We start from the raw sequence: 22,521 nt of genomic DNA on the forward strand, positions 1-22,521 counted from the left end.
CTCAAGCCCTGGCTTTCTCAAGTTGGCCGATGATGAAGTTCCGGTACTCGGAAGCGAGATCATGAAATCCCTGTTCGATTAAGCCGGCAATCACATCGATCGCGTCGTTTTCACATTCCGGAATCAGCATGATTCCACGTTTTCGACCCAAAATCATGTCCTGAATGATCGGTTGCATTCGTCTTGGCTTGCCTGAAGGTTCCTCAAGTACGTCTTGGGCTGGGATAAAACGTGCTCGGTGCTGATCATCGGAATTGATCTGTGCAATGAAGCAATACTGACTTCCATTAACTTCAACCAAGCCCCTGAATTCAGAGAGCTGTGCAGTGGCGTCGACACAACAGTAGTTGTTGCTTTGAGACGGAGATTCACCATTGAATCCACGAATTCTGGTGATGTCTACGTCGGTTTCGAACGACTCTCGAGCCAAGCGGATCACCAAGGATTCACAGAAAGCTTGCTTATTCAAAACATGCATGACTCAAACGCCACTTCAACCCATTCCAATACCTCTCGTTGTAGTGATCGGTACCGCTTCTGAAAGGGCACGAACAGTGCAGTGGCATCACGGATGTCAAAGACAGGCTTGGGCTGCCAGAGCTGGGAATGCCTCCGCAAGCATCCCGTGAACAAGGCCTGTCAGACGCGACGGAACCGACAGGTCCAGGACAACCTTTATTTGGTGAAACCCATTGCTCTGCATTACGCCCAACAGACGGGCCACGACCGCGATGACCTTCTCCAAGTGGGGTGCCTTGGACTGATCAAGGCCTCAAATCGCTTCCAGCCTCAGCGAGGGACCACATTTAGCAGCTTCGCCGAACCGCACATCCGAGGCGCCATTCTTCACTTCCTTCGGGACGGAGTTGGTTTGATTCGCCTACCGCGGGCCGTAGAGGAGCAAGCCATGCGAATCAAGAATGGCAGTGAAGATGGCCTGAGTGCAGCAGATGCATTGGCTGTGCACCATTACAGAAACAAGCGCCAATGGGTCGAATTGAAGGATGACATCGTCGATGACCAGCAGGAAGGAATCGGTCTTGTCGAACGATCTGAAACTTGGATGCAGGTCAGGGCGATGATTCAGAACATCGAATCAGAGGAACGACATGCTCTTCAGATGGTTGTGATCGAGGGGTGAGTCTGAGGCAGACAGCACAACAGCTTGGTGTCTCGGCAATGACCGTTCAACGGCGGGTCAAACGTGGGCTCAGCAGCCTTGCCCGCAGTTTGAAGGAAGCTCAGGACTGACTCTGTGTGTCACGCTCCATCTGATCCTGAAGTGTTTTGATGGCGGCGTTCAAGGCGGCCAATTGACGTTCAGCACTGTCCCGCCAAAAACGAAGCATCGAGAGCTTTCGTTCCTGATGTTGGCGATGACGTGTTGCTTGATCGCCGGTGGTGCTGCAGCAGAAGGGAGGAAGCATGTCAGCAAAAGAAATCTCTATGATCCTGACGGATTTTCAAGCGTGATGCGACCCGGCAAACGCTTGGCTGTGGGTGAAGGTGGAACTACGGTGTGGGCCCACGACAGTTCCACAGTGGTGTTGACGTCCAAACGCACACCACAACGCCCAGTCGCATGAGTATCAGGCGAGTCTCAGCATTGGTCTTGACATGCGTCTCGCTGGCGGGGGGCGAGCTTCTTCTTCAAGGGTCTGCAGAGGCGTACGTCGCCTTGATGGCGGGGCAACGCGCTCGTCCTCTCAACGGAACCTTCAACAACGTTCCGGTCTTGCATTCCAACCAGCCGGAGATTGTCACCGGGCCAGGAATTCTGGTGAACACAGCCCCAGGTTCAGCCATCGCTGCCGAGTCCAACAGGCCACTTCGCAATGCCGCTTACACCTTCAACGGCGAGTTCGGCGTTCACATGCACCACAAGTATTACCCCCAGGATCAGGCCAAGCTGGGGGGACGTCGATCCAGGGGGTTGATGACCCTGGCGCTGATTGCTACGAATCCTGGATCACAGCCGATCACACTTGAATTCGACCGTGGGTCAGTCAAGAACAGCTTTGAGGCGCCTTACCACTCCAACCGTTTGATGGGCGTGAAACCCCTGGGCAAGCGTCCATGGAACACAGGGCCTGGGGATGCCACAGCTGTACAACTGTTGCGCGGTGAATTGGACCGCAAATTGCCTGAGCGACTCGTTATCCCTCCTCGCAGTCGACGCGTTGTCGTGCGGACTGAGCTCCCCGCCCGTGGCATCGCTAACGGACTTTTGAGGGGACGCAGTAATGGACCATTCACCATGGCTGTCGTTGCTGCAGAACAAGCTGGGCAGGATCCCGATCTCTTTGCGGTGCTTCAGTCCGGCCGCCTGGCACCGGGACGGATTTACCTCAACCGCATTCGTGAGATTCAGCTGGGTCGCGTCTTTTCCCGGGTGGCCGGCGTCGCGCTTGGCGACGCCTACAAGGCCGAAATCAACCACGATCTCCGCCAAGGTCCACTGCACGTACCCCTCACGAGCACAAAAAGACATCACTTCGGCACCCGTGACATTCAGGTCAATCCGTTGACCACTCGAATGGTGGATTCAGCTCTCAACAACATCGGCACTTACGGGGTGCGTTACGACGTCACCCTCAATCTGACCGGTTCGGGCCCCCATCAATTGGTGCTGAGTCATCCAGTCGTTTCAGGGAAGAAAACATTCACTGCTTTTCGTGGATCACTTCAGATTGTTCAGGACCGCACCCTCCAGGAAGTTCATGTCGGCATGCGCTCAGGGGAGAGCCTGGCCCTGACGGATCTCAACCTGGCTCCAGGCACCAGCAAACCAATCAAGGTGAGTCTGGTGTATCCAGCCGATGCCACCCCAGGACACCTGCTCAGTGTTGTTCCCGTGCAGCAGCTCGCCATGCTGCACCGTCGCCAACAACAGCAGCGGGATGCCCAGTTGAAACTTGCGGAGACCAAGTCCCGCAAAGTGGGACCCAAAGCAGTCCCACCACCTCCACAAGCCATGCCCGTTGTTGTGAGGCCAGCCCCAGTCCAGCTGAGACCAACACCAGCTCCCGCATCTGCAAAACCTGTTGTCGTGCCTGCCACCACCCCGCGCTACGGAGAGGTGATCCGATCGCAACAGCAGTGGTTGATGCAGCTGCAGGGTCGATAATCTGCCCTGAGGTGAACTGAACTTTTGAGCGGCGAGGACTCAAAACGTCAACGCATCTCTGTCGAGATGTCAGAGCCCATGGTCGAGTTGATCGATCAGCTCAAGAGTGAATACGGTCTTCGATCTCGGGGTCGAGTGATCGAGAGGCTGTTGCAGGATCTGCTGCCACAGCTCGATGCATCCACAGATGCTGAGGCAAGCCCCGTTGAGCACGATGCTGCACCGACGGAATCAGCCACCAGAAGCGAGGAAGTCACAAGCCTGGTTCTGATTGGTTCGCTCAGCCAGCAAAGCACGACGCCAGAGAGTTCAACGTATGAAGCAGGTAAGGCTGCAGCCAGCGGTCCACAGGGCATTGACCTTCCAGGGTTCGTCAGCAAGCGCACCAGTCAACTCAAAGCAACCCTACGGTCCCCCCAAGCACTGGATGCCGCTCAGAGCGATCCCTTGCTCTCAACTGTGGACCCCTCTGATTTGAACAAGGCCAGTTCCGCAGCCGAAGAACACTGGAGATCGCTCTATGGCCAACCACCGGGCCCAACAGTGATCGAAGCTGCCATGACCTGGCTGGCGCGTGATGTTTGGTCCAGCACGGATGCCAGTGATGGGCGTCCATTCACATGGTCTGCTGCGAATGCGGCAGTTGAGACGCTCTGTGCCAGCTGGGAATCCCGGGATCCGTCACTGGGTCAGGTGATGGTGGTCGCTGGAACTCTCGAGGACCCCTTTGCCACATCCTCCCTGGCGGAACGGATGCCGACATTGATCCGTCGTTTTGTAAATCGGTTCCGTCGCAGCCGCCAGGTGACATCCTTCGAAACCCTCGAATCCACGATGACGGTTCATGGAGCTCTCAAATTGCTGGGCTTGTCCACGCAAGCGGGTACCTCAGTCACCCTGAGCTCAATTCGTGAGGCTTACAAGCAACGGGCCCTTGAAGAGCATCCCGATGCTGGTGGTTCCACCGATGCGATGCGCCGACTCAATGAGGCCTATCGACTGCTGCGCGAGCTGTATCGGAACCGCTGACTCAAAAGCCCGACTCAAGACTCGGAACTAGACTCGAAACGAGTCCAGCCCGAGACATCAGAATCACGTCTTGTGGTCCCTTCCGTGGCTGCGAACGATCAGCCATGCACTAAGGGCCAGGAGCGCCACCGAACCGCACAGCGCCAACAGATCAGTGGCGCTGCTCACCTCGAATCCAATCGTTTTCTTGAATGCAGCGACAATCAATCCAACAACGATCACGTTGGATAAATTGTTCTTCAGGCTCTGAAGGCTGTTCACCGAAAGAATGTTGGTGTGCTGCTCAGCACCTCCTTCAAGGCGTGGATCAAGGTCTGAAATCACCAGCTCGTAGATGCCGTAGCCAAAGATCAGCAAAGCAATGCCGATGACGAAATAATCAACACCTCCCACCATCTGAGCAATTGTCTTGGCCGCAATGCTTTTAGCGCTGAAAGGCATGCGCAGAATCACGAGAAAAGCGCTCAACACTTCAACCGACCCAATAACGAAGCAGCCAACACTTCCAAGCAAGCTAAGCACCACCGGAACAATGCTGATCAACCGGAATTTCCAGATGAGTCGCTCAAACCGCCTTTCAATCCAACGCGCGGCCATGAGCAATGTTCAGCAGAACCCATCGCTAGCACAGGCCGCAGAGTTGAATCATTAATCTCATACACAACTCACGCCTGGACTAAAAACGCGTCTCAGCTGGTTCCGGAGCTAATGATCATTCTGCAAAAAATGCATCTTTTCAGTTGATGGAGCTAGCAAATACATGCTCATGAGCATCTCGCCAAAATGATGGATTCCACGGGTCGCGCCCAACGTCCACGGCCAGTCCAAGCCCAGAAGAATCTACCGGAAGTCAGTCGTATCAGGCTTTCTTGAAGCTGCGTACCTGCTGTAGACACAGGTACGCAACTAGATGCGCAGTTTTTCAGCCCTTACTGGCCAAGTCTGGGCTCAGTCACGGGCTAATCGCATGGGAATTGCATTGGGACCCATGCCTGGTCCCATCTTGGCTCACCAACACAAAAAGATAAATCGCTGGTCTTGGTTGAGACGCGCATCAAGCCTCGCTATTGGTCTCACTTGCGATGCTTGGCAATAAAAAACCGGGCTCGAAGGCCCGGATCGTTGCTGATGTCGTTCTTTGAATTAGGTCGACGTCTGCATGCCCTGAATCAAGAAGTCGAAATAAGGAGACGCGAGCTTCACCTGCTGTTCCGACAACAACGAAAGGGACGCTTCCTTCATGCACTTCATCGCCTCAACCATGCCAGGCATTGGAACACCGAGGCTGTTGTACATCTCGCGAGCACCCACCAGGCCAATCTCCTGGATCATTTCGGTGCTGCCGGCCAGCACTCCGTAGGTGATCAGACGCAGATACCAGCTGTAATCGCGCAGGCACTGGGCACGCTGCCGCTGACCGTAAGCATTGCCGCCAGGGGCGACGTAGTCGGGCTTGCGACCAAAAAGTTGCTTGGCGGATTCGTCGACGATCTTCTTTTCGTTCTCGGTCAGAACCTTGACCACAGAAACGCGCATCGCGCCTTGGTCAAGGAAATCCACCATCGTGCGGAGTTCTCCGCTGGTGGGATACCGCAGATCGTCATCGGCCTGGAGGATGAGATCCCGGACAACGCTCATGGAACTGGGCAGGCTTTGTGGAGTTTAGTGGTCTCGACCCGTTCAACTGACCCATCACCGCCCGGGTGTTACGCCATTGCAATGGCAGGGAATCGAGAGCATGACCAAAGTCGACAGCCCGAACAGCAGTGAACCGCGGCCGGGGCTCACGATCGAGCTCGAGGCTGTTGACCTGGATCGCGACGGTAAGGGTCTGGCCCGTTGGAACAACTGGGTGATCGTCGTGCCTGATCTCTTGCCGGGGGAGCGCGCCAAGGTTCAGCTGCAGCAACGCCAGAGATCGCGCTGGTTGAGCCGTCGGGTTGATCAGATCACGTTCTCTGCAGATCGTCGCCGTCCTCCCTGCATCCTTGCTGATGACTGCGGTGGCTGCACCCTGCAACGCCTGGATGACCCCGCCCAAACCCGTTGGAAAGCCCAGCAGATTCAACAGACCATGCAGCGCATTGGGGGGATTGACGTTGCCCCTGCGCCCACGCTTGTTGATGCTGAACGCTGCTTGGGTTATCGCAACAGAGCCTTGATTCCGCTGAAGCGGGGCCAAGACGGACGAATGAAGGCCGGCTACTTCCGACCAAAGACCCACAAGATCGTCAACCTGAACCACTGCCCGGTGCTCGATCCACGCCTGGACGCGTTGGTGGAACCTCTCAAGCAAGACCTGGATGCAGGTGGGTGGCCGGCCGATCATGACCTGCTCGAAGCCCAGGGCCTGCGCCACCTCGGGCTACGGCTGGCCAGCGCCACCGGAGACGTGTTGATCACGCTGATCAGCAGCCATGCTCAACTTCGAGGCCTTGAGGACCTCGCTCATAACTGGGTGCAGCGTTGGCCCGCGGTGAAAGGGGTCTGTCTCAACCTGCAGCCCAAGGCCAACAACCTTGTTCTCGGTCGAACCACCCATTGCCTCGCCGGTGTTCCAACCATTGAGGAACAGTTCTGCGGCATCAAGCTCTCGCTGAGCAGCACCACCTTTGTTCAGGTGAACACGCCGCAGGCGGAACGGATCGTTCAGCGGCTCACGGACTGGCTATCGGCTCAGTGCACCGGCGCACGTGTCGTTGACGGCTATTGCGGCGTCGGAACCATTGCCCTTCCCCTGGCCAAGGCCGGTTTTGATGTTCAGGGTCTGGAACTCAATCCCGACTCGGTGGAGCAGGCCCGGCTGAATGCCATGCACAACGGCCTCTCTTCACGTTGTGCATTTCATGCCGGGGATGTGGCAGACCTCCTCGCTGCGCATCTGGACGACTGTCAGGCGCTGGTGTTGGATCCACCTCGCCGAGGCCTTGATCGACGCGTGGTGGACAGCATCCTTGAGCAGCCTCCGGCCGTTCTGGCCTACCTCAGCTGTGACCCCGCCACACAAGCACGCGATCTCAAAGCACTGCTCGCCCCATCAGGTCCCTACGAGCTGGAGATGCTCCAGCCCGTGGACTTCTTCCCCCAGACAACGCACCTTGAATCGTTGGCGCTGCTGAAACGGGTCAGCTCCTGAGCTCAGCCTGAAACTGCTTGCTCAAAGCGGCACGCACCTTGTCGTGAACAGGCTGAATTTTGTCGTCGGTGAGGGTTTCGTTCTTGCCGCGGTAGCGCAGACGGAAGGCCTGGCTCACTTTGTTGTCGCCCAGCTGCTCGCCCTCAAAGCGATCCACCAGTTCCACCTGCTCCAGAAGAGGTTTGCCCGCCTTGCGGATGGCTTGGATCAGATCGGCAGCTGCACTGGACCGGTCCACGATGACGGCAAGATCCCGCTCGCTGAAAGGCACGGTTGGGTAAGGCTTGAAGAATGGCGTCCAGCGGTTGCTTCGGGTGGCGGCATCCAGCAGTCGCGCAAGGTCGAGTTCGAACAGATAGGTGGCTTCAGGAAGATCGAGCTCCTCAGCCATGGCGGGGTGAAGCTGACCGAAACAGCCCAAGGGGCGTCCCTCCAACACCAGGGTGGCGGCCCGACCCGGATGTAGTCGTGCGTCGTCTGTCAGGCGACGGTCAGACAGCTCCAGCTGCAGGGCCTCCATCACCCTTGTGAGAACGCCACGGGCCTGGAAATAGTCGGGAGCCTGCGGCTTGCCGCTGGTGGCCCAGGTGGAGAGACGTCGATCTCCGCAGATCACGCCAGCCAGAATGGCGGTCTGGCTGACGTCCTCCGGGGAGCCGCTATAGGTGTTGCCGATCTCGAAGACGGAGCAACCCCGCTGCGAGGCCTTCAGATTGCGAACACAGACCTGCAGATGCTCTTCCCAGAGGTTCGTGCGCAGATGGCTTGTGTCGGCCAACAACGGATTGCTGATGGCGATGCGCTGTTCCTGCTCGGAAGCCGGTACGAGCGACAGGGTGGTGATCTCCTGTAGCCCTGTGGAACAGAACAGCTGCCGCAGTCGCCGTTCGGCCTGCTGGCGCGGTGTGAGGGCACCGGGCTCTAGCGGATCCGGCAGGTGGGCCTCAAACCGATCGAAGCCCACAAGACGAGCCACCTCCTCGATCAGATCAACTTCACGCTGGAGGTCTTGCCGTCTCGATGGCGGTGCAATCACCTGCCATCCCTGCTCATGGGGTGAGAGCTGGCAACCGAGGGCTGTCAGGCAGTTTTCGATGCTGGTGTCATCCAGATTCTCCGGGCCATCGGCAGCATCGAGGGGACCAAGCAGCTGATGGAGGGCACTCCGCCTCAACAGCACCGGTTCCGCTTCTGCGGGACCGTCACCGCCCACCCAACGCCCACTTTCAGAGCAGGAAAACTCCTGACTCAACAAGGCCGAAGCACGGGCCGAACAGGGCAGGGTCATTTCCACGGGTAGCCCTTTTTCGAAACGGCTGCTGGCATCCGTGCGCAATCCCAGGGCCCGGGCCGACTGACGAACCCTCGGAGGAGCAAACAGAGCGGATTCAAGCCAGATGTTCCTGGTGCTGGCGGTCACCCCACTCTCGAGACTCCCCATCACGCCAGCGACGGCGACAGGCCGGTCATGGCAAGTGACGACCTGCACACGGCTGTCGAGGGTTCGATTCTGATCATCCAGACCCACAAAGGTTTCCCCATCGCGAGCGGAACGGACCGCAAAACTCTTGGCGTCCACCGGTTGCCCGGTCAGTTGTTCCAGCGCATCGGCATCAAAGGCGTGGAGGGGCTGCCCCTGTTCCAGCATCACCAGATTGGTGACGTCAACCACAGCATTGACGCTGTTCACGCCACCACGCTCAAGGCGCTGCTGCAACCAGGTTGGTGAGGGCTTGGAGCCGTCCACACCCTCGATCTTGGTGATCGAATAGAAGCAGCCGTCCAGTTCTGTGTTCAGCGGAGTGGTGCTGGGATGCATATCCAGCTCGGGCAGGCTCAAGCTGCCACCGGTCAGGGCCGCCACCTCGCGAGCGATACCCACCATCGAGAGGCCGTCGGGGCGATTGGCGGTGATGGCCAGCTCCAGAACGGTGTCGTCGAGTCCCAACAGCGGGGCCACAGGCGACCCGTTGGGCGACAAGGCTTCATCAAGCTCATCCAAGATGGCGATGCCGTCGGATTGCTCCGTCAGGCCCAGCTCGGTCAGGGAGCAGATCATTCCGTTGCTGGCAACACCCCGCAATTCACCGGCTTTGATTGTCAAACCAACGGCGGGGAGGGTGGCTCCGACCATGGCCACCGGCACATGGATGCCGGCACGCACGTTGCTGGCACCGCAGACGATCTGGATGGGGTCCTGAGCTCCAACATCCACGCTGCAGACGCTGAGCTTGTCGGCGTTGGGGTGTTTCTCCCGTTCCAGCACATGGCCGACCACCACGCCCTGGGCCCGGGCGCTGAGGTCATCAACGTCGTCCACCTCAAAGCCCGCCATCGAAAGACGCTCGGAGAGATCGTCCACGGACTCATTCACCTGGACCAGCTGCTTCAGCCAGGAGATGGATACCCGCATCGGATCTAAGCCAGACAGCGCGCGATCTTAGGAAGTCCCCTCTGGGAGAGCTGCTCTGAACCTGTCGGGTCAGGGGGTAAGCTCGATGTTTGTCAATTCGCTTCGCACCTGCGGCGCAACGTCCTTTATGGCCAAGAACAAGGGCGTCCGGATCGTGATCACTCTTGAGTGCACCGAATGCCGGTCCAATCCCGCCAAGCGTTCACCCGGCGTGTCTCGCTACACGACGGAAAAGAACCGCCGGAACACCACCGAACGGCTGGAGATCAAAAAGTTCTGTCCCCACTGCAACAAGTCCACGCTCCACAAGGAGATCAAGTGACCTTGCAGGTCCGTTTTTCCTCCATCCGTTCCTGAGTCATGTCCAGCTCCTTCTTCAAGAAGCGTCTCTCGCCGATCAAGCCCGGTGATCCCATCGATTACAAGGATGTGGATCTTCTCAAGAAGTTCATCACCGAACGCGGCAAGATCCTTCCCCGTCGTCTCACAGGCCTCACCGCCAAGCAGCAGCGCGATCTCACCAACGCCGTCAAGCGTGCCCGCATCGTTGCTCTTCTGCCGTTCGTGAACCCCGAAGGTTGATCCTCCGGCGTTGAACAATTCCGTCCAACCCGGAGATACCGTCGCGGTTGTTCTCAAGGGTTCTCCTCTTCTCGGCCGTCTTCTGTCCATCAAGGGCAGCAAGGCGGTTCTTTCTTTTGGTGGTCAACGTCGTGACCAGGGCCTTCCCCTGCGCGACCTGATTGCCATTGATCCCGAGCATCGCTTCGTTAACAGTGACCTTCCTGCACCTGAGCAGGTGCAGGACAGCGCTCCATCAGCACGGGCCGTCGTGGAGGCTTGGCAGCTGCTGGAAACGGATCAACCGGGGGGATTGACTCGACTGAGCCTCTGCGAGCTGGGCGAGTTGGTGTTGACCCCGTTCAACCTCGCTGGGTTGGCAGCGCTGTGGGCCTGGCTGCATAGCAACCAACAGTTGTTCCGCTGGCGTCGTGACCGTTTGATCCAGCCACTCCCCCGCGAGGAGAGGGCCAGCCTGCGGCGCCAACGCCGAGCTGAGCGGCAGGAGCAACAGCATGAACGACGACAGCTCGCCTTACTGCGGGCTGAGCGAGCCCTCAACGACGATGAACGCCTGGAGCTGGACCCTGTTTGGGACGAGCGCTTCAGCCACTGGATTCAGTTGCTGAAAGACAATCCAGCTGCGGTGGGTTCCGACCTTGATCTCCAGCAGTGGTCGACAGCGTTGTCGATGGGATCGGATGCCGCCGATCTAAGGCAGTGGTTGATCGTGCGTGGGTTGCTCGATCCCAATGAGCCCATTTGCTTGAGGGGCAGCGTCTGGTCTCGTCGTTTTGCCTCTGATCTGGTGGAGGAAGCGAATCGTCTTGTTGCTCTTTCGAATGAAGAGCTGCCTGGGGATGAGCAGCGCATCGACCTCACTCACCTGACCACCTACAGCCTGGACGATGCGGGCACCCGAGAAATTGATGACGCGCTCTCGCTGGAGCGTCGTGATGGCATGGATTGGATCTGGATCCACATCGCTGATCCAAACCGTCTGATCGACATTGACTCCCCCCTTGATCAGGAAGCTAGACGTCGGGCTACCAGTTTGTATCTGGCGGAAGGTGTGATGCCCATGCTCCCTCTGGAGCTGGCGGCTGGCCCCCTGAGCCTGCGGGCAGGGCATCGCTGTGCAGCCCTGAGTGTGGCCGTTCGCCTCGATGACGATGGTGCTGTGGCGGAACAACGGATTGCTCGCAGCTGGATCCGACCTCGCTATGGCCTCACGTACGGCGATGGCGACGAGCTGATCGAACTGGCTCCCCCAGGGGATGAGGCCTTGTCGGATCTCTCGGGACTCTTGATGTTGCGCATGCGCTGGCGCCGCTCCAAAGGAGCCGTGATGTTTGACCGGCCTGAAGGACGCTTCCGCCGCAGCGATGGGGCCTTGACACTGCAGGTGATTGACCCGTCACCCTCCCGCCTGATGGTGAGTGAAGCGATGTTGCTGATGGGGGCTGTTGTGGCCAGCTTTGGGCAAAAGCACAGCCTGCCGTTGCCCTTCCGCAGTCAGCCTGCGGCGGAGCTTCCCTCCAGCGATGAACTCGATCGAATCCCCGAGGGACCAGCCCGTGATGCGGCGATCAAGCGCTGCCTGAGCCGTGGCGTGCAAGGCACGCGGGCCCTGCCCCATTTCAGTCTTGGCCTTGAGGCTTATGTGCAGGCAACGTCACCGATTCGACGCTATGCCGATCTCATCGCCCACCGGCAGATCATTGCCCAGCTGTCTGCTCTTGCACCGATGGATGAAGAGCGTCTTGGGGAGGTTATTGACGATCTCGATGATCCATTGCGCCAATCCATTCAAATCAGCCGAGAGGATCAGCGTCACTGGCAGCAGGTGTGGTTCGCCGAGCATCAGAGCACCGTCTGGACGGCCGTGTTCCTGCGCTGGTTGCGCCCGCAAGATCGCTTGGCCTTGGTTCATGTGAGCGACCTGGCCATGGATCTGGTGGGTTGTGTTTCTGCAGACGACCCTGCCCCTGGCGACGTTCTTGAACTCAAGGTGGGTCGTGCTGACCCGGTACGCGGTGAGCTTCAGCTTCAGTTGGCTTGATCCAGAACCCCGGTGATCCGCACCCAGGGACCCCATGGGTTGCGCACGCCGCGCAGGCTCACTCTTTGGCCGGCGTGATCCGAAGCGGAGAGCCAGCGGTGAATGGCGGCTTCCAGGGTGATCAGAGGCCAGATCCCTTCAGGGGTCTGCAACTGGTACCCCTCCTGGAGGTTGCCTGTGAGCACGCCACTGAGACCGACCTCATGGAACTGGTGTGGCGCCTGGTTCATGCCAGGGGGCATCAGCATGGTGGTCCCAGAGCCTGAAAGGCAGCCCATGGCGTCTAGGTGTTCAGGATGAGCCAAGCCCTGCTCCTGTGCCTTGACCCAGTGCGGATGCCAGTGCGGCCAGTCCCAAATCGGGAGGACTGCTGCAGGGGCCTGGGGCTCGTGGATCAGGGCTGACTGGATCGCCTCAATTGAAAGATCGCCAAGGTCACAGCCCTGGCGAACGGCCATGGCCGCCGCCAGACCCGCCACCTGGCCAAGATTGAGGATCAAAGGCTGCAACCGCGTGGCCCCGTTGGCCATGTGGCTGACGCTGAAGCCTTTCTCCGCCATCACAAGGTTGGAGATGGACTCTGAGATCAGGGCATCGAAGGGGATGCAGAAGGGTGTACCGGTCCAACGCCCTCCCCAGCGCACACTTTTCGGCGCGAGGGGCCAGTCCTCACCGGGGTAGTGATGGTCATTGGCGTAGGTGCCCACCGCGATGCTGGTGCAGCGTCCGGAGGCATCAGTCGGGAGCGGTCCCCGCAGAGCTCCCGTGGAGATCGGCAAGAGGTCGTTTTCCGTGACCGTTGTGCGACCCATCAGCCGCCGACTTTCGCGCCAGTACGGCATCAACGCCAGGCTGGGATCTGCTCCCGGGAAGGCCTCTCCGGCCGTGATCCAACCATCGCTGCATTCCTCCAGCGCCGCCAGGAAATCTTTGCTGTGTCGCTGCATCTCCTGGGCCAGCTCCGCACGAACCTCGACATCAGCGCTGAGACATCGATCGAGGCCGTTGTGCCAGTCGTTGCCCTCGAGGGGCCAGTTCAGCATGACCAGGCCCCTGGGGAGACGGCCATAGGTGATGGTTTTCTCGAGGCCGAAGCTGGCGGTGCTCCGGTCAAAGGGAAAGCGCGGGATCGCACTGGCTCGGTTCGGAGCGAGTTCTCCATGCAGTTGCCCCATCACCACCCAGGTGGGTGACTGAGTGGGTTGCTGCTGAAAGAACGCTTCGCTTTCGAGCCGTGACTGATCAGGGGCGCTGGGTTCATCCCACATCTCCTTGGCTTCCCAACCCCAGCGGAAGGCAGCTAACGAGAAGGCAAGCAGATCACCCAGGTCGCTTCCGTCAACAAAAACGTCAGCCACAAAGGTCTCAACGCCTTCAGCGCTCTGGATTTCAACAGAAGTAATGCGTCCCTGCTGACTGCGGACCTGTTCCAGCCTGCAGTGGGAACGCCACTCCAGCTTTGCTTCCTCCGCCACCCAGCGTTGCAGGATCCGTTCAGCCGTTTGCGGCCTGTATCCGAAGCAGCTCACCCAGTTGTGGTCGAGCCCGCTGGGCTCCTCCATCTCCAGCTCCCGCAGAAAGGCACCCCAGAGCCCGGTCTGCCAACAGGTCAATTCATGGCCATCCGGCGCACAGACACCCGCCGAACTCACCATGCCCCCCAGCCAGGGGCCCGGGGTTAACAGCGTGGTGTCCGCCCCTGACCTGGCGCTCTGCAGGGCAGCGGCGACACCGCCACAACCTCCGCCCCAAACCACCACGTCGCGCTTGGTCATGAATGTAGGGAATCAGGTGAGGTTCTCGACGGCCTTGATCGTTAGAGTCTGGCGTCGCTGCGGTGCAGCGGAGTTCCAATTTTTCCGATGCATTACACCCTCACGACTCCGCTCTACTACGTCAACGCCCGGCCTCACCTTGGAAGCACTTACACGACGCTGGCCTGTGATGCCCTGGCGCGGTTCGAACGCCTCTGCCGTAAGGAGGTGACCTTCGTCACCGGTGTTGATGAGCACGGTCAGAAGATTCAACGTACGGCTGAACGGCAGCAACTCAGTCCTCAGGACCACTGTGATCGTGTCAGCAGCCGCTACCGCGACCTCTGGAAGCAGTGGGGAATTTCAGACGATCGCTTCGTGCGGACGACCAATCCGAGGCACCTGAAGCTTGTCGAGCAGTTCTATGAACGGGTGAAGGCATCAGGCGACATCGTTGTCGGCAAACAGACCGGCTGGTATTGCGTTGATTGCGAGGAATACAAGGACGACCCGGCCGAAGCTGAGTCACCCTCCTGTTCAATCCACCGCAAGCCTCTCGAATGGCGCGATGAGGAGAACCTGTTCTTTCGTCTGTCCCGCTATCAATCCGCCATAGAGGAGTTGGTGGCTCGGGATGACTTCATCGCCCCTGCCAGCAGACGACAGGAAGTGCGCAATTTCGTCGCCCAAGGTCTGCGCGACTTCTCCATTTCACGGGTGAATGTGTCCTGGGGGCTTCCAGTCCCAGACCATCCCGGTCACACCTTCTACGTCTGGTTTGATGCCCTGCTGGGCTATCTCACAGCGCTTCTTGATGACGGCGAAGCGGTATCACTTGATCGACTTGCCTCCTGCGGTTGGCCCGCCTCCGTGCACGTGATCGGCAAGGACATCCTTCGCTTCCATGCAGTGTTCTGGCCTGCCATGTGCATGTCTGCCGGACTGCCGGTGCCGCAAAAGGTTTTCGGCCACGGCTTTCTCACCCGTGAGGGCCAGAAGATGGGCAAATCCCTCGGCAATGTGCTGGACCCGGAACTGTTGCTGGAGCGATGCGGCACCGATGCCGTTCGTTGGTATCTCCTGCGCGACATCCAATTCGGAGACGACGGTGATTTTCAACAACAACGCTTCGTGGATCTGGTGAACAACGACCTGGCCAACACCATTGGCAACCTGCTGAATCGCACCTCGTCGATGGCCCGCAAGTGGTTTGATCAGGGCGTTCCGCCAGCAGGAGATGCCTCAAGTGCTGACCATCCCCTGGCACGCAAAGCCGCGGAAACCGTCAGCACGGTGATGGAGGCGATGCCGCAGCTCGCGTTCAAGACCGCGGCCGAGTCGATCCTTCAGTTGGCGATTGCCGCGAATGGCCATTTGAACGACACCGCTCCCTGGAGTCGCATGAAGGAACCCGGGCAGGAAGCAGCCGTGGCCGAAGATTTGTTTGCCGTACTGGAAACCACCCGCATGGTTGGACTCCTGCTTGCCCCGTTGCTGCCCGACCTCAGCGATCGGATCCTGTCCCAACTTGGAGAAAGCTTGGATCCAGACAACTGGTCGAAACAGCTGAATTGGGGCAGGCTGAGCAGCGGTTCTGCGCTGCCGAAGCCAACACCGGTGATGCAGCGGTTGGAACTGGATGAACCGCTCTGAACAAAGCATGCTGGGTCGCTTGTCACGATGTGGTCTGACGGCAGTTCTTGTGGCGAGTGCATTGCTCACCGCTTGCACAACGAGGCGGCCCGTCGCGGTTGAACCCACGCCGTCCTTCATTTTCCGAGCTCTGGATTTGAGTCAGCGCAGCGACGATGGTGATCGAGACTGGGATCTGAAAAGCCCTGAAGCGCGTTACGACCTCACCAGTCGGACCATCCGTGCTCGAGGTCCCGAGGGCATTCTCTACCGCAACAATCAACCGCACTATCGGATCACCGCCGACCTCGCCACGGTCCTGCGGGATGGCGAGCTCGTTGTACTTGAAGGATCAGTCCAGCTTCGCCAGCTCAACCAACGGGGGGTCACCATCGCTGGAGACAACTTGATTTGGACGCCGGCTCAGTCCCGAATGGTCATCAATCAGCGCCCCACAGCCGATGATGGGGAGACTCAGATTCGTTCCCGCGAACTGGCATTCGAGCAAGACACCGAGCTGCTGGCTTTCGTAGGCCCAACACAGTTGACCCGCGTCGACGAAGCCAGTGATGAGTCAACGGTTGTACGGGGTGGCAGCGGAAGCTGGAATCTGAGCAGCGGTTTTCTGCAGGTGCCTGGTCCGGTGGAGGCCGTGCGCAGCGATGATCGGACCCTCAACGCTTCAGGGCTCGATGGCAACACCCGAGAGGGATACATCGATCTGCAACAGCCGGTCAGGTTGAAGCTCGAGAACGACCGTGGACACATCACCGCAGGCCGGACACGTTGGCTGTTTTCAGAGAAGCAGCTCCGATCCGAGCAACCCGTTCAGGCTGATTTGAAAAACGGCACAGTGAGCGGCCAGGGATTCAGGCTTGATCAGCGCAGCGGCACCGTGGTCATTCCCGGTAACTGCCGTCTGCAACAGCCAACTGAGACGCTGACAGCCCGGCGATGCAGTTGGAACTGGCGCCGTGAAAGGGTTGTGGCCGATGGAGATGTGATTCTGCGGCGGACCAATCCACAGCAAATCACAAGGGCTGCACGGATGGAGGCGAAGATCACCGACGACGGGGAGGTCCGTTTCGGCCAGCCCGGAGCGCGCGTTGAATCGACGATCAAGCTGAATCCGGATACACAGGAGAAACGACGCCAGCCTCAAGTGTCGTTCTGAGCCTCTGGCTCCATCCCTCCAGCCATCGCTCATCCGAGCGGCTGAAACAACGGGGGGACCAGCCCCCCACAATCACAACCCCCTCTTCACCCATAGGGCACACAAGGATTGCGGGCAGCGACGGAAGCATGGCGTCAAATTCCTCTCGTCCAGGAAAAAGAGATGAATTCACCAGGGAGATGGTTTGACCACGTTCCATGGCCCGTTTGCTGATGGCTCCTGGTCGAAAAGGCTCCTGACTGATCAGGCCCCGACGCAGCACGACCTGCTGCCGCCACAGCACGAGAACCGAAGCCGCTGGCGTCGCCGTCAGAAACATGTGACTGCCCCAGGCCAGTTCCTGTTGTTGATCAGCGTTGAGCTGATCTGAGATCGCCAGTCCCTGCTCGCCTGTTAGCGCAACCTTCTCCGCTGACCTTGGATTCGCCCGTGTCCAGAGAACGGCCACCAGCATCAACCCCACTGATGCCATCCCCGCCAGAACCTCTGCCCTTTGCAGGTCTGGCGTCACGGCCTCAGCGACACTCGCATTCGTCACGGTCAGACCCAGCAGCAGAAGTGCACAGATCAGAACGGCCCGGGCGGGAACTGGCATCGACGATGGGTGCTGTCAGAACGCAATCATCCTGCTCAAATACGGAAACGTGCGTCCAAGCCATGACCACCGCCGAGGCCTTTGCCGCCATTGCCCTTGCCGCTGTTGCCTGTGATGGAAAGCTCGGGAGGGACGAAGCCCATGCCCTGCGTCTTCAACTGGAGTATCGATCGCTCTACAACGACTGTTCTGAGGCATCGATGGGTGAACTGTTCGATCGGCTTCTACTGCTTCTGCGAGATCAAGGGATTCAGGGCCTGATTGCATCCGCCCTTCCGCAGCTCAATCAGACCCAGCAGCAGTCGGCTCTTGCCGTTGCTGCACATCTCGTCCATGCCGACCGCAGGGTCACGCAAGAGGAGACCGAACTCCTGAATCAACTCACCCGTCAGATGTCGTTGCCGAACAACGAGGCATGCATGGTCGTTCGAGCAATTGAAGCCCTGAACCGCGACATGCTGGACAGCTAACGGCAGACTGAGGAGGTCATAACGCTTAATGGGATGTCCCTTTTCGCCCGACGCCTGTTGGCCAGTTTGCTCAGTTTCGGGATCTGTCTTCTTCTGTGGGCTCCTCCCAGCATCGCCACCTCACCTGCCGCCTTGGGAGGAACCCTGCCGGAATCACTGGTGATCGACGATGCGGATGTGCTCAGCCGTGCAAGCCGTGGGGAATTGGAAAGCAAGCTGCGCAGTTTCGATGATCAACGGGTGGATGCCCGTCTGATCACCATTCGCCGTCTGGATTACGGCATCACTCTCAACAGCTTCGGCGAGGAACTTCTCGACATCTGGAGTTCCCCGACTGGTAATCCCTTGCTCCTGATGCTGATCGAAACCCAGAACAAGCGTTCCGCCGTGGTCGCGGATTCTGACCTGGAACCCCAACTGCCGTCTTCTCTGCTCTCCAGCACCGCCCGTACGACGATGACGGTGCCTCTGCGGGACGGGGATCGCTACCGTCAGGCGTCTGTGGATGGCCTGACCCGTCTGGCCACTGTTCTCTCAGGTGGAGAAGACCCCGGCCCCCCACAGGAGATTGAACGGGTCACCCTGCCCACCAACATTCCAACCAAGGCGGAAACAGAGGAAAGCGACGCCACCAAATGGGTCATCATCCTTTTGGTGCTGGGAACCATCATTCCGATGGCGACGTGGTGGGTGTTCTCACGCTGATTGAACGATTGCGATGAGCCGCCGTAACTGGATCAACTTGTTCAGCACCAATCAATCCATTGAATTGTCCAGTGATCTGGAGCGTGGCTATGAAGCCGCGCTGCTGATTCAAAGTCTTGAGCTTGAGTATTACGGCGATCGCCTGATTCGCCCGGACCTCAAGCTCTCCGTACCTCGTGCTGTTCAGGCCACGATTCTGCGCCGGTTCAAGACGGCACTGGCCATCTGCCGCAATTCAGCTGCCAATCTTTCTGATCAACGGGGACAACTGGATTCCCAGGAGCTGCGACAACTCCAACTGATCGAATCCGTGGTCAGCCGCTATGGATCACGGCGGTCCAGCGTCTCGCCCACGATCAGTCGTTCACCGGATGCGCTACCTCGCTCACTCCTGGGCGTGTTTGACCGCATTCGTCTGCAGTTGGACCCCTCGACTGAAGATAACGTTGTCGCCGGTTATCGACGCCGTCGTGACAGCACGCTGATCTCATTGCGAGTTCTGCTTCTGCTCATCCTCGTGCCCTTGCTGGTTCAGCAGATTGCTGGAACTTATCTGATTTCACCTGCGGTGAATCACTTTTCACCTGAACTTCCCTTCCTCAGTTATCCCAAACCGAAGCTGGAGGAGAGGGCGACTGAAAAGCTTCGTCTCTACAAACAAGAACTCGAATTCGATGCATTCCTGAACGGTGGTCAGCCCCTGGATGATCTCCAATTGCGCGACAAACTCACGGAGAAGGCAACGGAGCTGAAGCACGACGCCGATGAAGAGAGTCTCAAGGCGATCAAAAATGTCTTTGCTGATTTCGCAGGTCTGATCGCCTTTGCTGTGGTCTGCCTGGTGAGCCGCGAAGAATTGCGCGTTCTGCGGGGATTTATCGATGAGGCCGTTTATGGCCTGAGTGATTCGGCCAAGGCCTTCGCCATCATCCTATTTACGGACATCTTCGTGGGGTACCACAGCCCAGAAGGCTGGAGAGTTTTACTGGATGGCGTTGCGGAACATTTCGGGCTCCCTTCCAGCGAGAGTTTTGTCGATCTCTTCATCGCAACATTCCCCGTCATTCTGGCGACCATCTTCAAGTACTGGATCTTCAGATACCTCAACCGGGTTTCTCCATCGTCCGTTGCAACGCTCAAGGGGATGAATGGCGGTGGATAATCCAGAAACACCGGTGAATCCACCCGCTTCTGGCTTCGATCGCAGCTTGATTCTGGTCAGTGGGCCTGCCCGGAGTGGCAAGAGTCGTTGGGCAGAGCATCTGCTCCGGAGCCACCCTGTTGTGACCTACATCGCCACCGGGGCATCGCGTCCGGACGACCTTGAGTGGCAGAAACGTCTTCAAGCACATCGAGACCGTCGCCCTACCCACTGGAGTGTGGCTGAATCCGGTGGTGAGCTGGTGCAGCTTCTCGAGACCCTTGCACCTGGTCAATCCGTGCTGATCGATGCCCTTGGTGGATTCGTCGCCCATCACCTTGAGCTCGAAGCCACGGAATGGACGCTGCTGTGTGAGCGTCTCGTTGCATCCATCGCGAAATCGAACTGCACCTGTGTGCTGGTGGTGGAAGAGACAGGCTGGGGTGTTGTTCCTCCAACACGGATTGGCGGATTGTTTCGCGATCGCCTGGGAGCTTTGGCCCAACAACTTGACCGCATTGCTGACGCTGCCTGGCTTGTGGTGCAGGGCCGCGCTCTTGACCTTCATTCCTTGAGTCACGTGGTGCCATGACTGGGATCGAACCACTGCGCATCGCCCTGTTTGAACCTCAGATTCCACCGAACACCGGGAATATTGCGCGCACATCTGCGGCATTCAGGGTCCCGCTGACCTTGATCGAACCTCTCGGTTTCAAGGTGGATGACCGCAGCGTTCGCCGTGCAGGTCTCGACTACTGGCCCCACGTTCAGCTTTCGATCGCTCCAAATTTCCCGGCCTTCCAGAACGAACTCGAGCCTGGACAACGATTGATCGGTTGCAGCCGTCGCGGTGGTTCGTCGCTTTCATCCTTTGGATTCCAGCGGGGTGATGTCCTGCTGTTCGGCCGTGAAGACACTGGTCTGCCGGACACAGTGCGTGAGGCTTGCGACACGATCCTCACCATCCCCATGCCCGGTGCCGCTGACGACGCAGGGCAGGGTGGCGTACGAAGCCTCAATCTCTCTGTGGCCTGCGCCCTGGTGACCTATGCGGCTGGACAGCAGTTGCTCTTGTGGTGATCCCCTTAGTGCTCCAACCCCACTTGCATCGGGATGTTCGGGTCGTTACCTTCAACGCGTCTTAGGGATTTCATGCGCGCATTGCTTGCTCTCGCAACGGCAGTTACCCCCGTTGTCGCGGTTGGCGCATGGAGCTCGCTGCCAGGCATCGCAGACAACAGCACCTTCGAGCTTGCTGAGCTGCCACCGCTTCCAGCAGTTGAATCCCTGGATTCTGATCCCCCTTCGAACAATTCAGACACAGAGTTAACAAGTCGACTTTGGTTCACCGTTTCTGCGTCGACACCACTGAAACGATTTGCTGAATTGCTCCGCCTGGACACGACTGCCCTGACGAACTTGAACAAGGTTCCCGCCTCCCATGTCTTTGCGGCTGGGAGTTGGATTGCTCTTCCTGATTCAGCCCGGGTTGTCGCCGTGACACTGTCGTCACTCGATCGGGACAGTGAGCGTCAGACACCCCCCCTTTCAGTGCCGCCGCCGCTAAGCAACGTTGCCAGGATTCAGCGGGGAGACTCCCTCGCTGCTTTTCTCAAGCGTCACGGTGTGACTCAGGAGCAGCTCAAGGACTTCAATCCCGGCCTTGAACTCAATGCATTGACAGTTGGCCGAGAACTTCAGATCGCAAAAGCGTCGTCAGGTCAGTCTGTTCTTGCGGTTCGCCCCCTTGGCAGTGGTGGGGCAGCGTGGCCTGAGCGCAAGCCTTTGCCAACGGCCGACCAGCCCGACCTCCTCAAACCACCCATCGTCGGTTATCAATGGCCGACCAAGGGTGTGTTCACATCCGGCTATGGCTGGCGTTGGGGAAGGATGCACAAAGGCATCGACATCGCCAACAACACTGGTACTCCAATTGTGGCGGCAAGAGATGGCGTTGTTTCGTTCTCAGGCTGGAGAGGTGCTTACGGCTATCTGGTCGAAATCAAGCACAGCGATGGTGAATCCACTCGATATGCCCACAACAGTCGCCTCCTTGTCAAGAAAGGCCAAATTGTTCCTCGCGGTGCCCGTATTTCATTAATGGGAAGCACTGGACGAAGCACAGGCCCCCACCTCCACTTTGAAATCCGTCGCTCCGGTGGAGCTGCCTTGAACCCGTTGATCAAATTGCCCGCCCGTCAGGCTTGAATCTGGAGTCATACGTCAACCGACGCCTTCGAGTCGTGTTCCCCAAACGAGGGAATTGGTTGCTCAGAAGCTGGACATTTCAATGTCAGAGGGGAGACTTGAACTCCCGACCTCAGGGTTATGAATCCTGTGCTCTAACCAGCTGAGCTACTCTGACACAGGCCTCTCGGGCCAGTCGCCATCATACATCTCGGTGGTTGGGGCTCAGCGCATTTCGATCGCACCAAGCCTGTCCCGGAATGTTCTTGGCTGCTCTTCCTTGACGGGAGGTGCTGCCATCTTGATTGCGGGATCGGGCAGCCTCGAGGGGGTCGAACGATGGCTTGATCCACGGTTGGCAGCCAAGCTTTTCAATTGACCGGAACGTTGATCCCGTTCCAAAGGCTTTTTGCGTAAATCCCCCTTCAATTGGTTGAGGAGTCGGAAATGACCGGTGGTACTGAACTTGCGCAGCAGCGCTGGGTCCCAGCTGGTGATTTGATCAGTCATGACAGAATTTTATGGGGAAGGACGG

At 58.5% G+C, this 22,521-nt stretch carries 24 protein-coding genes and 1 tRNA gene; 16 read left to right on the forward strand and 9 right to left on the reverse strand.

Translation table 11 applies throughout. The features are described from left to right. Nucleotide 1: 1 nt before the first annotated feature. On the reverse strand, nt 2-478 hold the full coding sequence (locus KR52_RS14385) for a hypothetical protein (protein ID WP_156957685.1): 477 nt from the start codon (nt 476-478) through the stop codon (nt 2-4). 93 nt (nt 479-571) lie between these two features. Between KR52_RS14385 and KR52_RS08975 the strand changes: the two genes are divergently transcribed. Both KR52_RS08975 and KR52_RS15350 read left to right on the forward strand, forming a co-directional pair. Then, on the forward strand, nt 572-1,141 hold the full coding sequence (locus KR52_RS08975) for a sigma-70 family RNA polymerase sigma factor (RefSeq protein ID WP_084221976.1): 570 nt from the start codon (nt 572-574) through the stop codon (nt 1,139-1,141). Further along, on the forward strand, nt 1,138-1,251 hold the full coding sequence (locus KR52_RS15350; protein WP_162175617.1) for a sigma factor-like helix-turn-helix DNA-binding protein: 114 nt from the start codon (nt 1,138-1,140) through the stop codon (nt 1,249-1,251). The genes KR52_RS08975 and KR52_RS15350 overlap by 4 nt, the downstream gene beginning before the upstream one ends. Here the strand turns inward: KR52_RS15350 and KR52_RS08980 are convergent. Then, complete coding sequence (locus KR52_RS08980; protein WP_038554902.1) at nt 1,242-1,427, reverse strand: hypothetical protein; 186 nt, start codon at nt 1,425-1,427, stop codon at nt 1,242-1,244. The two genes, KR52_RS15350 and KR52_RS08980, sit on opposite strands and share 10 nt — an antisense overlap. A 155-nt stretch (nt 1,428-1,582) precedes the next feature. Here KR52_RS08980 and KR52_RS08985 point away from each other — a divergent pair, with 155 nt between their 5' ends. Continuing rightward, nucleotides 1,583-3,127: a DUF3370 family protein gene (locus tag KR52_RS08985; protein ID WP_038554905.1), complete on the forward strand. Its 1,545-nt coding sequence runs from the start codon at nt 1,583-1,585 to the stop codon at nt 3,125-3,127. 78 nt (nt 3,128-3,205) lie between these two features. Beyond that, nucleotides 3,206-4,156 (forward strand): molecular chaperone DnaJ, encoded by a 951-nt coding sequence (locus tag KR52_RS08990; RefSeq protein ID WP_253912365.1) that lies wholly within the window; start codon nt 3,206-3,208, stop codon nt 4,154-4,156. Nucleotides 4,157-4,219: 63 nt separating this feature from the next. Here KR52_RS08990 and KR52_RS08995 read toward each other — a convergent pair whose 3' ends face one another. Both KR52_RS08995 and KR52_RS09000 read right to left on the reverse strand, forming a co-directional pair. Beyond that, on the reverse strand, nt 4,220-4,753 hold the full coding sequence (locus tag KR52_RS08995; RefSeq protein WP_038554913.1) for a YqhA family protein: 534 nt from the start codon (nt 4,751-4,753) through the stop codon (nt 4,220-4,222). 546 nt (nt 4,754-5,299) lie between these two features. Further along, complete coding sequence (locus KR52_RS09000) at nt 5,300-5,794, reverse strand: allophycocyanin subunit alpha-B (RefSeq protein WP_038554915.1); 495 nt, start codon at nt 5,792-5,794, stop codon at nt 5,300-5,302. 100 nt (nt 5,795-5,894) lie between these two features. On the opposite strand from KR52_RS09000, the gene rlmD reads away from it, so the two are divergent. After that, nucleotides 5,895-7,292 carry a 23S rRNA (uracil(1939)-C(5))-methyltransferase RlmD gene (rlmD, locus tag KR52_RS09005; protein WP_038557149.1) on the forward strand — a complete coding sequence of 466 codons (1,398 nt, stop codon included), beginning with the start codon at nt 5,895-5,897 and terminating at the stop codon, nt 7,290-7,292. Here rlmD and pheT read toward each other — a convergent pair. Next, nucleotides 7,282-9,705, reverse strand: coding sequence for a phenylalanine--tRNA ligase subunit beta (gene pheT, locus KR52_RS09010; RefSeq protein ID WP_038554918.1), 2,424 nt, complete (start codon nt 9,703-9,705; stop codon nt 7,282-7,284). The two genes, rlmD and pheT, sit on opposite strands and share 11 nt — an antisense overlap. Nucleotides 9,706-9,832: 127 nt before the next feature. On the opposite strand from pheT, the gene rpmG reads away from it, so the two are divergent. Genes rpmG through KR52_RS09025 form a run of 3 tightly spaced genes read left to right on the forward strand, consistent with a single transcriptional unit; the run spans nt 9,833 to nt 12,328 of the window. Next, nucleotides 9,833-10,027, forward strand: a complete 195-nt coding sequence (gene rpmG / locus KR52_RS09015) for a 50S ribosomal protein L33 (protein ID WP_006851071.1) — start codon at nt 9,833-9,835, stop codon at nt 10,025-10,027. Nucleotides 10,028-10,065: 38 nt separating this feature from the next. Beyond that, nucleotides 10,066-10,287 carry a 30S ribosomal protein S18 gene (gene rpsR, locus KR52_RS09020; protein WP_006041316.1) on the forward strand — a complete coding sequence of 74 codons (222 nt, stop codon included), beginning with the start codon at nt 10,066-10,068 and terminating at the stop codon, nt 10,285-10,287. Nucleotides 10,288-10,297: 10 nt separating this feature from the next. Beyond that, nucleotides 10,298-12,328 carry a ribonuclease catalytic domain-containing protein gene (locus KR52_RS09025; RefSeq protein WP_038554922.1) on the forward strand — a complete coding sequence of 677 codons (2,031 nt, stop codon included), beginning with the start codon at nt 10,298-10,300 and terminating at the stop codon, nt 12,326-12,328. On the opposite strand, the gene KR52_RS09030 is transcribed toward KR52_RS09025, so the two are convergent. Then, nucleotides 12,316-14,103, reverse strand: a complete 1,788-nt coding sequence (locus KR52_RS09030; protein WP_038554925.1) for an FAD-dependent oxidoreductase — start codon at nt 14,101-14,103, stop codon at nt 12,316-12,318. The genes KR52_RS09025 and KR52_RS09030 overlap by 13 nt on opposite strands. A gap of 87 nt (nt 14,104-14,190) precedes the next feature. Between KR52_RS09030 and metG the strand changes: the two genes are divergently transcribed. Continuing rightward, entirely contained in the window at nt 14,191-15,735 is a 1,545-nt protein-coding gene (gene metG / locus KR52_RS09035) for a methionine--tRNA ligase (protein ID WP_038554928.1), read from the forward strand. Further along, the gene (gene lptC, locus KR52_RS09040) at nt 15,722-16,888 is read left to right on the forward strand and encodes an LPS export ABC transporter periplasmic protein LptC (protein ID WP_038554931.1); all 1,167 of its coding nucleotides are present in this window, start codon (nt 15,722-15,724) and stop codon (nt 16,886-16,888) included. Before metG ends, lptC begins: the two co-directional genes overlap by 14 nt. Here the strand turns inward: lptC and KR52_RS09045 are convergent. Beyond that, nucleotides 16,833-17,483 (reverse strand): cofactor assembly of complex C subunit B, encoded by a 651-nt coding sequence (locus tag KR52_RS09045; RefSeq protein WP_038554934.1) that lies wholly within the window; start codon nt 17,481-17,483, stop codon nt 16,833-16,835. The two genes, lptC and KR52_RS09045, sit on opposite strands and share 56 nt — an antisense overlap. 62 nt (nt 17,484-17,545) lie before the next feature. Here KR52_RS09045 and KR52_RS09050 point away from each other — a divergent pair, with 62 nt between their 5' ends. The 6 genes from KR52_RS09050 (at nt 17,546) to KR52_RS09075 (ending at nt 22,007) form a co-directional block, all read left to right on the forward strand. Beyond that, nucleotides 17,546-17,953: a hypothetical protein gene (locus tag KR52_RS09050; protein WP_038554938.1), complete on the forward strand. Its 408-nt coding sequence runs from the start codon at nt 17,546-17,548 to the stop codon at nt 17,951-17,953. 33 nt (nt 17,954-17,986) lie between these two features. After that, on the forward strand, nt 17,987-18,658 hold the full coding sequence (gene psb32, locus KR52_RS09055) for a photosystem II repair protein Psb32 (RefSeq protein WP_038554941.1): 672 nt from the start codon (nt 17,987-17,989) through the stop codon (nt 18,656-18,658). 13 nt (nt 18,659-18,671) lie between these two features. Continuing rightward, nucleotides 18,672-19,820 (forward strand): proton extrusion protein PcxA, encoded by a 1,149-nt coding sequence (gene pxcA, locus KR52_RS09060; RefSeq protein ID WP_038554944.1) that lies wholly within the window; start codon nt 18,672-18,674, stop codon nt 19,818-19,820. Further along, complete coding sequence (cobU, locus tag KR52_RS09065) at nt 19,807-20,391, forward strand: bifunctional adenosylcobinamide kinase/adenosylcobinamide-phosphate guanylyltransferase (protein ID WP_051834321.1); 585 nt, start codon at nt 19,807-19,809, stop codon at nt 20,389-20,391. The genes pxcA and cobU overlap by 14 nt, the downstream gene beginning before the upstream one ends. After that, on the forward strand, nt 20,388-20,879 hold the full coding sequence (locus KR52_RS09070) for a tRNA (cytidine(34)-2'-O)-methyltransferase (RefSeq protein ID WP_038554947.1): 492 nt from the start codon (nt 20,388-20,390) through the stop codon (nt 20,877-20,879). The genes cobU and KR52_RS09070 overlap by 4 nt, the downstream gene beginning before the upstream one ends. A gap of 339 nt (nt 20,880-21,218) precedes the next feature. Continuing rightward, nucleotides 21,219-22,007 carry a M23 family metallopeptidase gene (locus tag KR52_RS09075; RefSeq protein WP_371257676.1) on the forward strand — a complete coding sequence of 263 codons (789 nt, stop codon included), beginning with the start codon at nt 21,219-21,221 and terminating at the stop codon, nt 22,005-22,007. An 83-nt stretch (nt 22,008-22,090) separates the two neighbouring features. Here the strand turns inward: KR52_RS09075 and KR52_RS09080 are convergent. Both KR52_RS09080 and KR52_RS14970 read right to left on the reverse strand, forming a co-directional pair. Next, a tRNA-Met gene (locus KR52_RS09080) sits at nt 22,091-22,164 on the reverse strand. 47 nt (nt 22,165-22,211) lie between these two features. Further along, complete coding sequence (locus tag KR52_RS14970; RefSeq protein ID WP_038554953.1) at nt 22,212-22,496, reverse strand: hypothetical protein; 285 nt, start codon at nt 22,494-22,496, stop codon at nt 22,212-22,214. Nucleotides 22,497-22,521 lie beyond the last annotated feature (25 nt).

This window comes from Synechococcus sp. KORDI-52, from assembly GCF_000737595.1.
GTDB lineage: Bacteria > Cyanobacteriota > Cyanobacteriia > PCC-6307 > Cyanobiaceae > Parasynechococcus.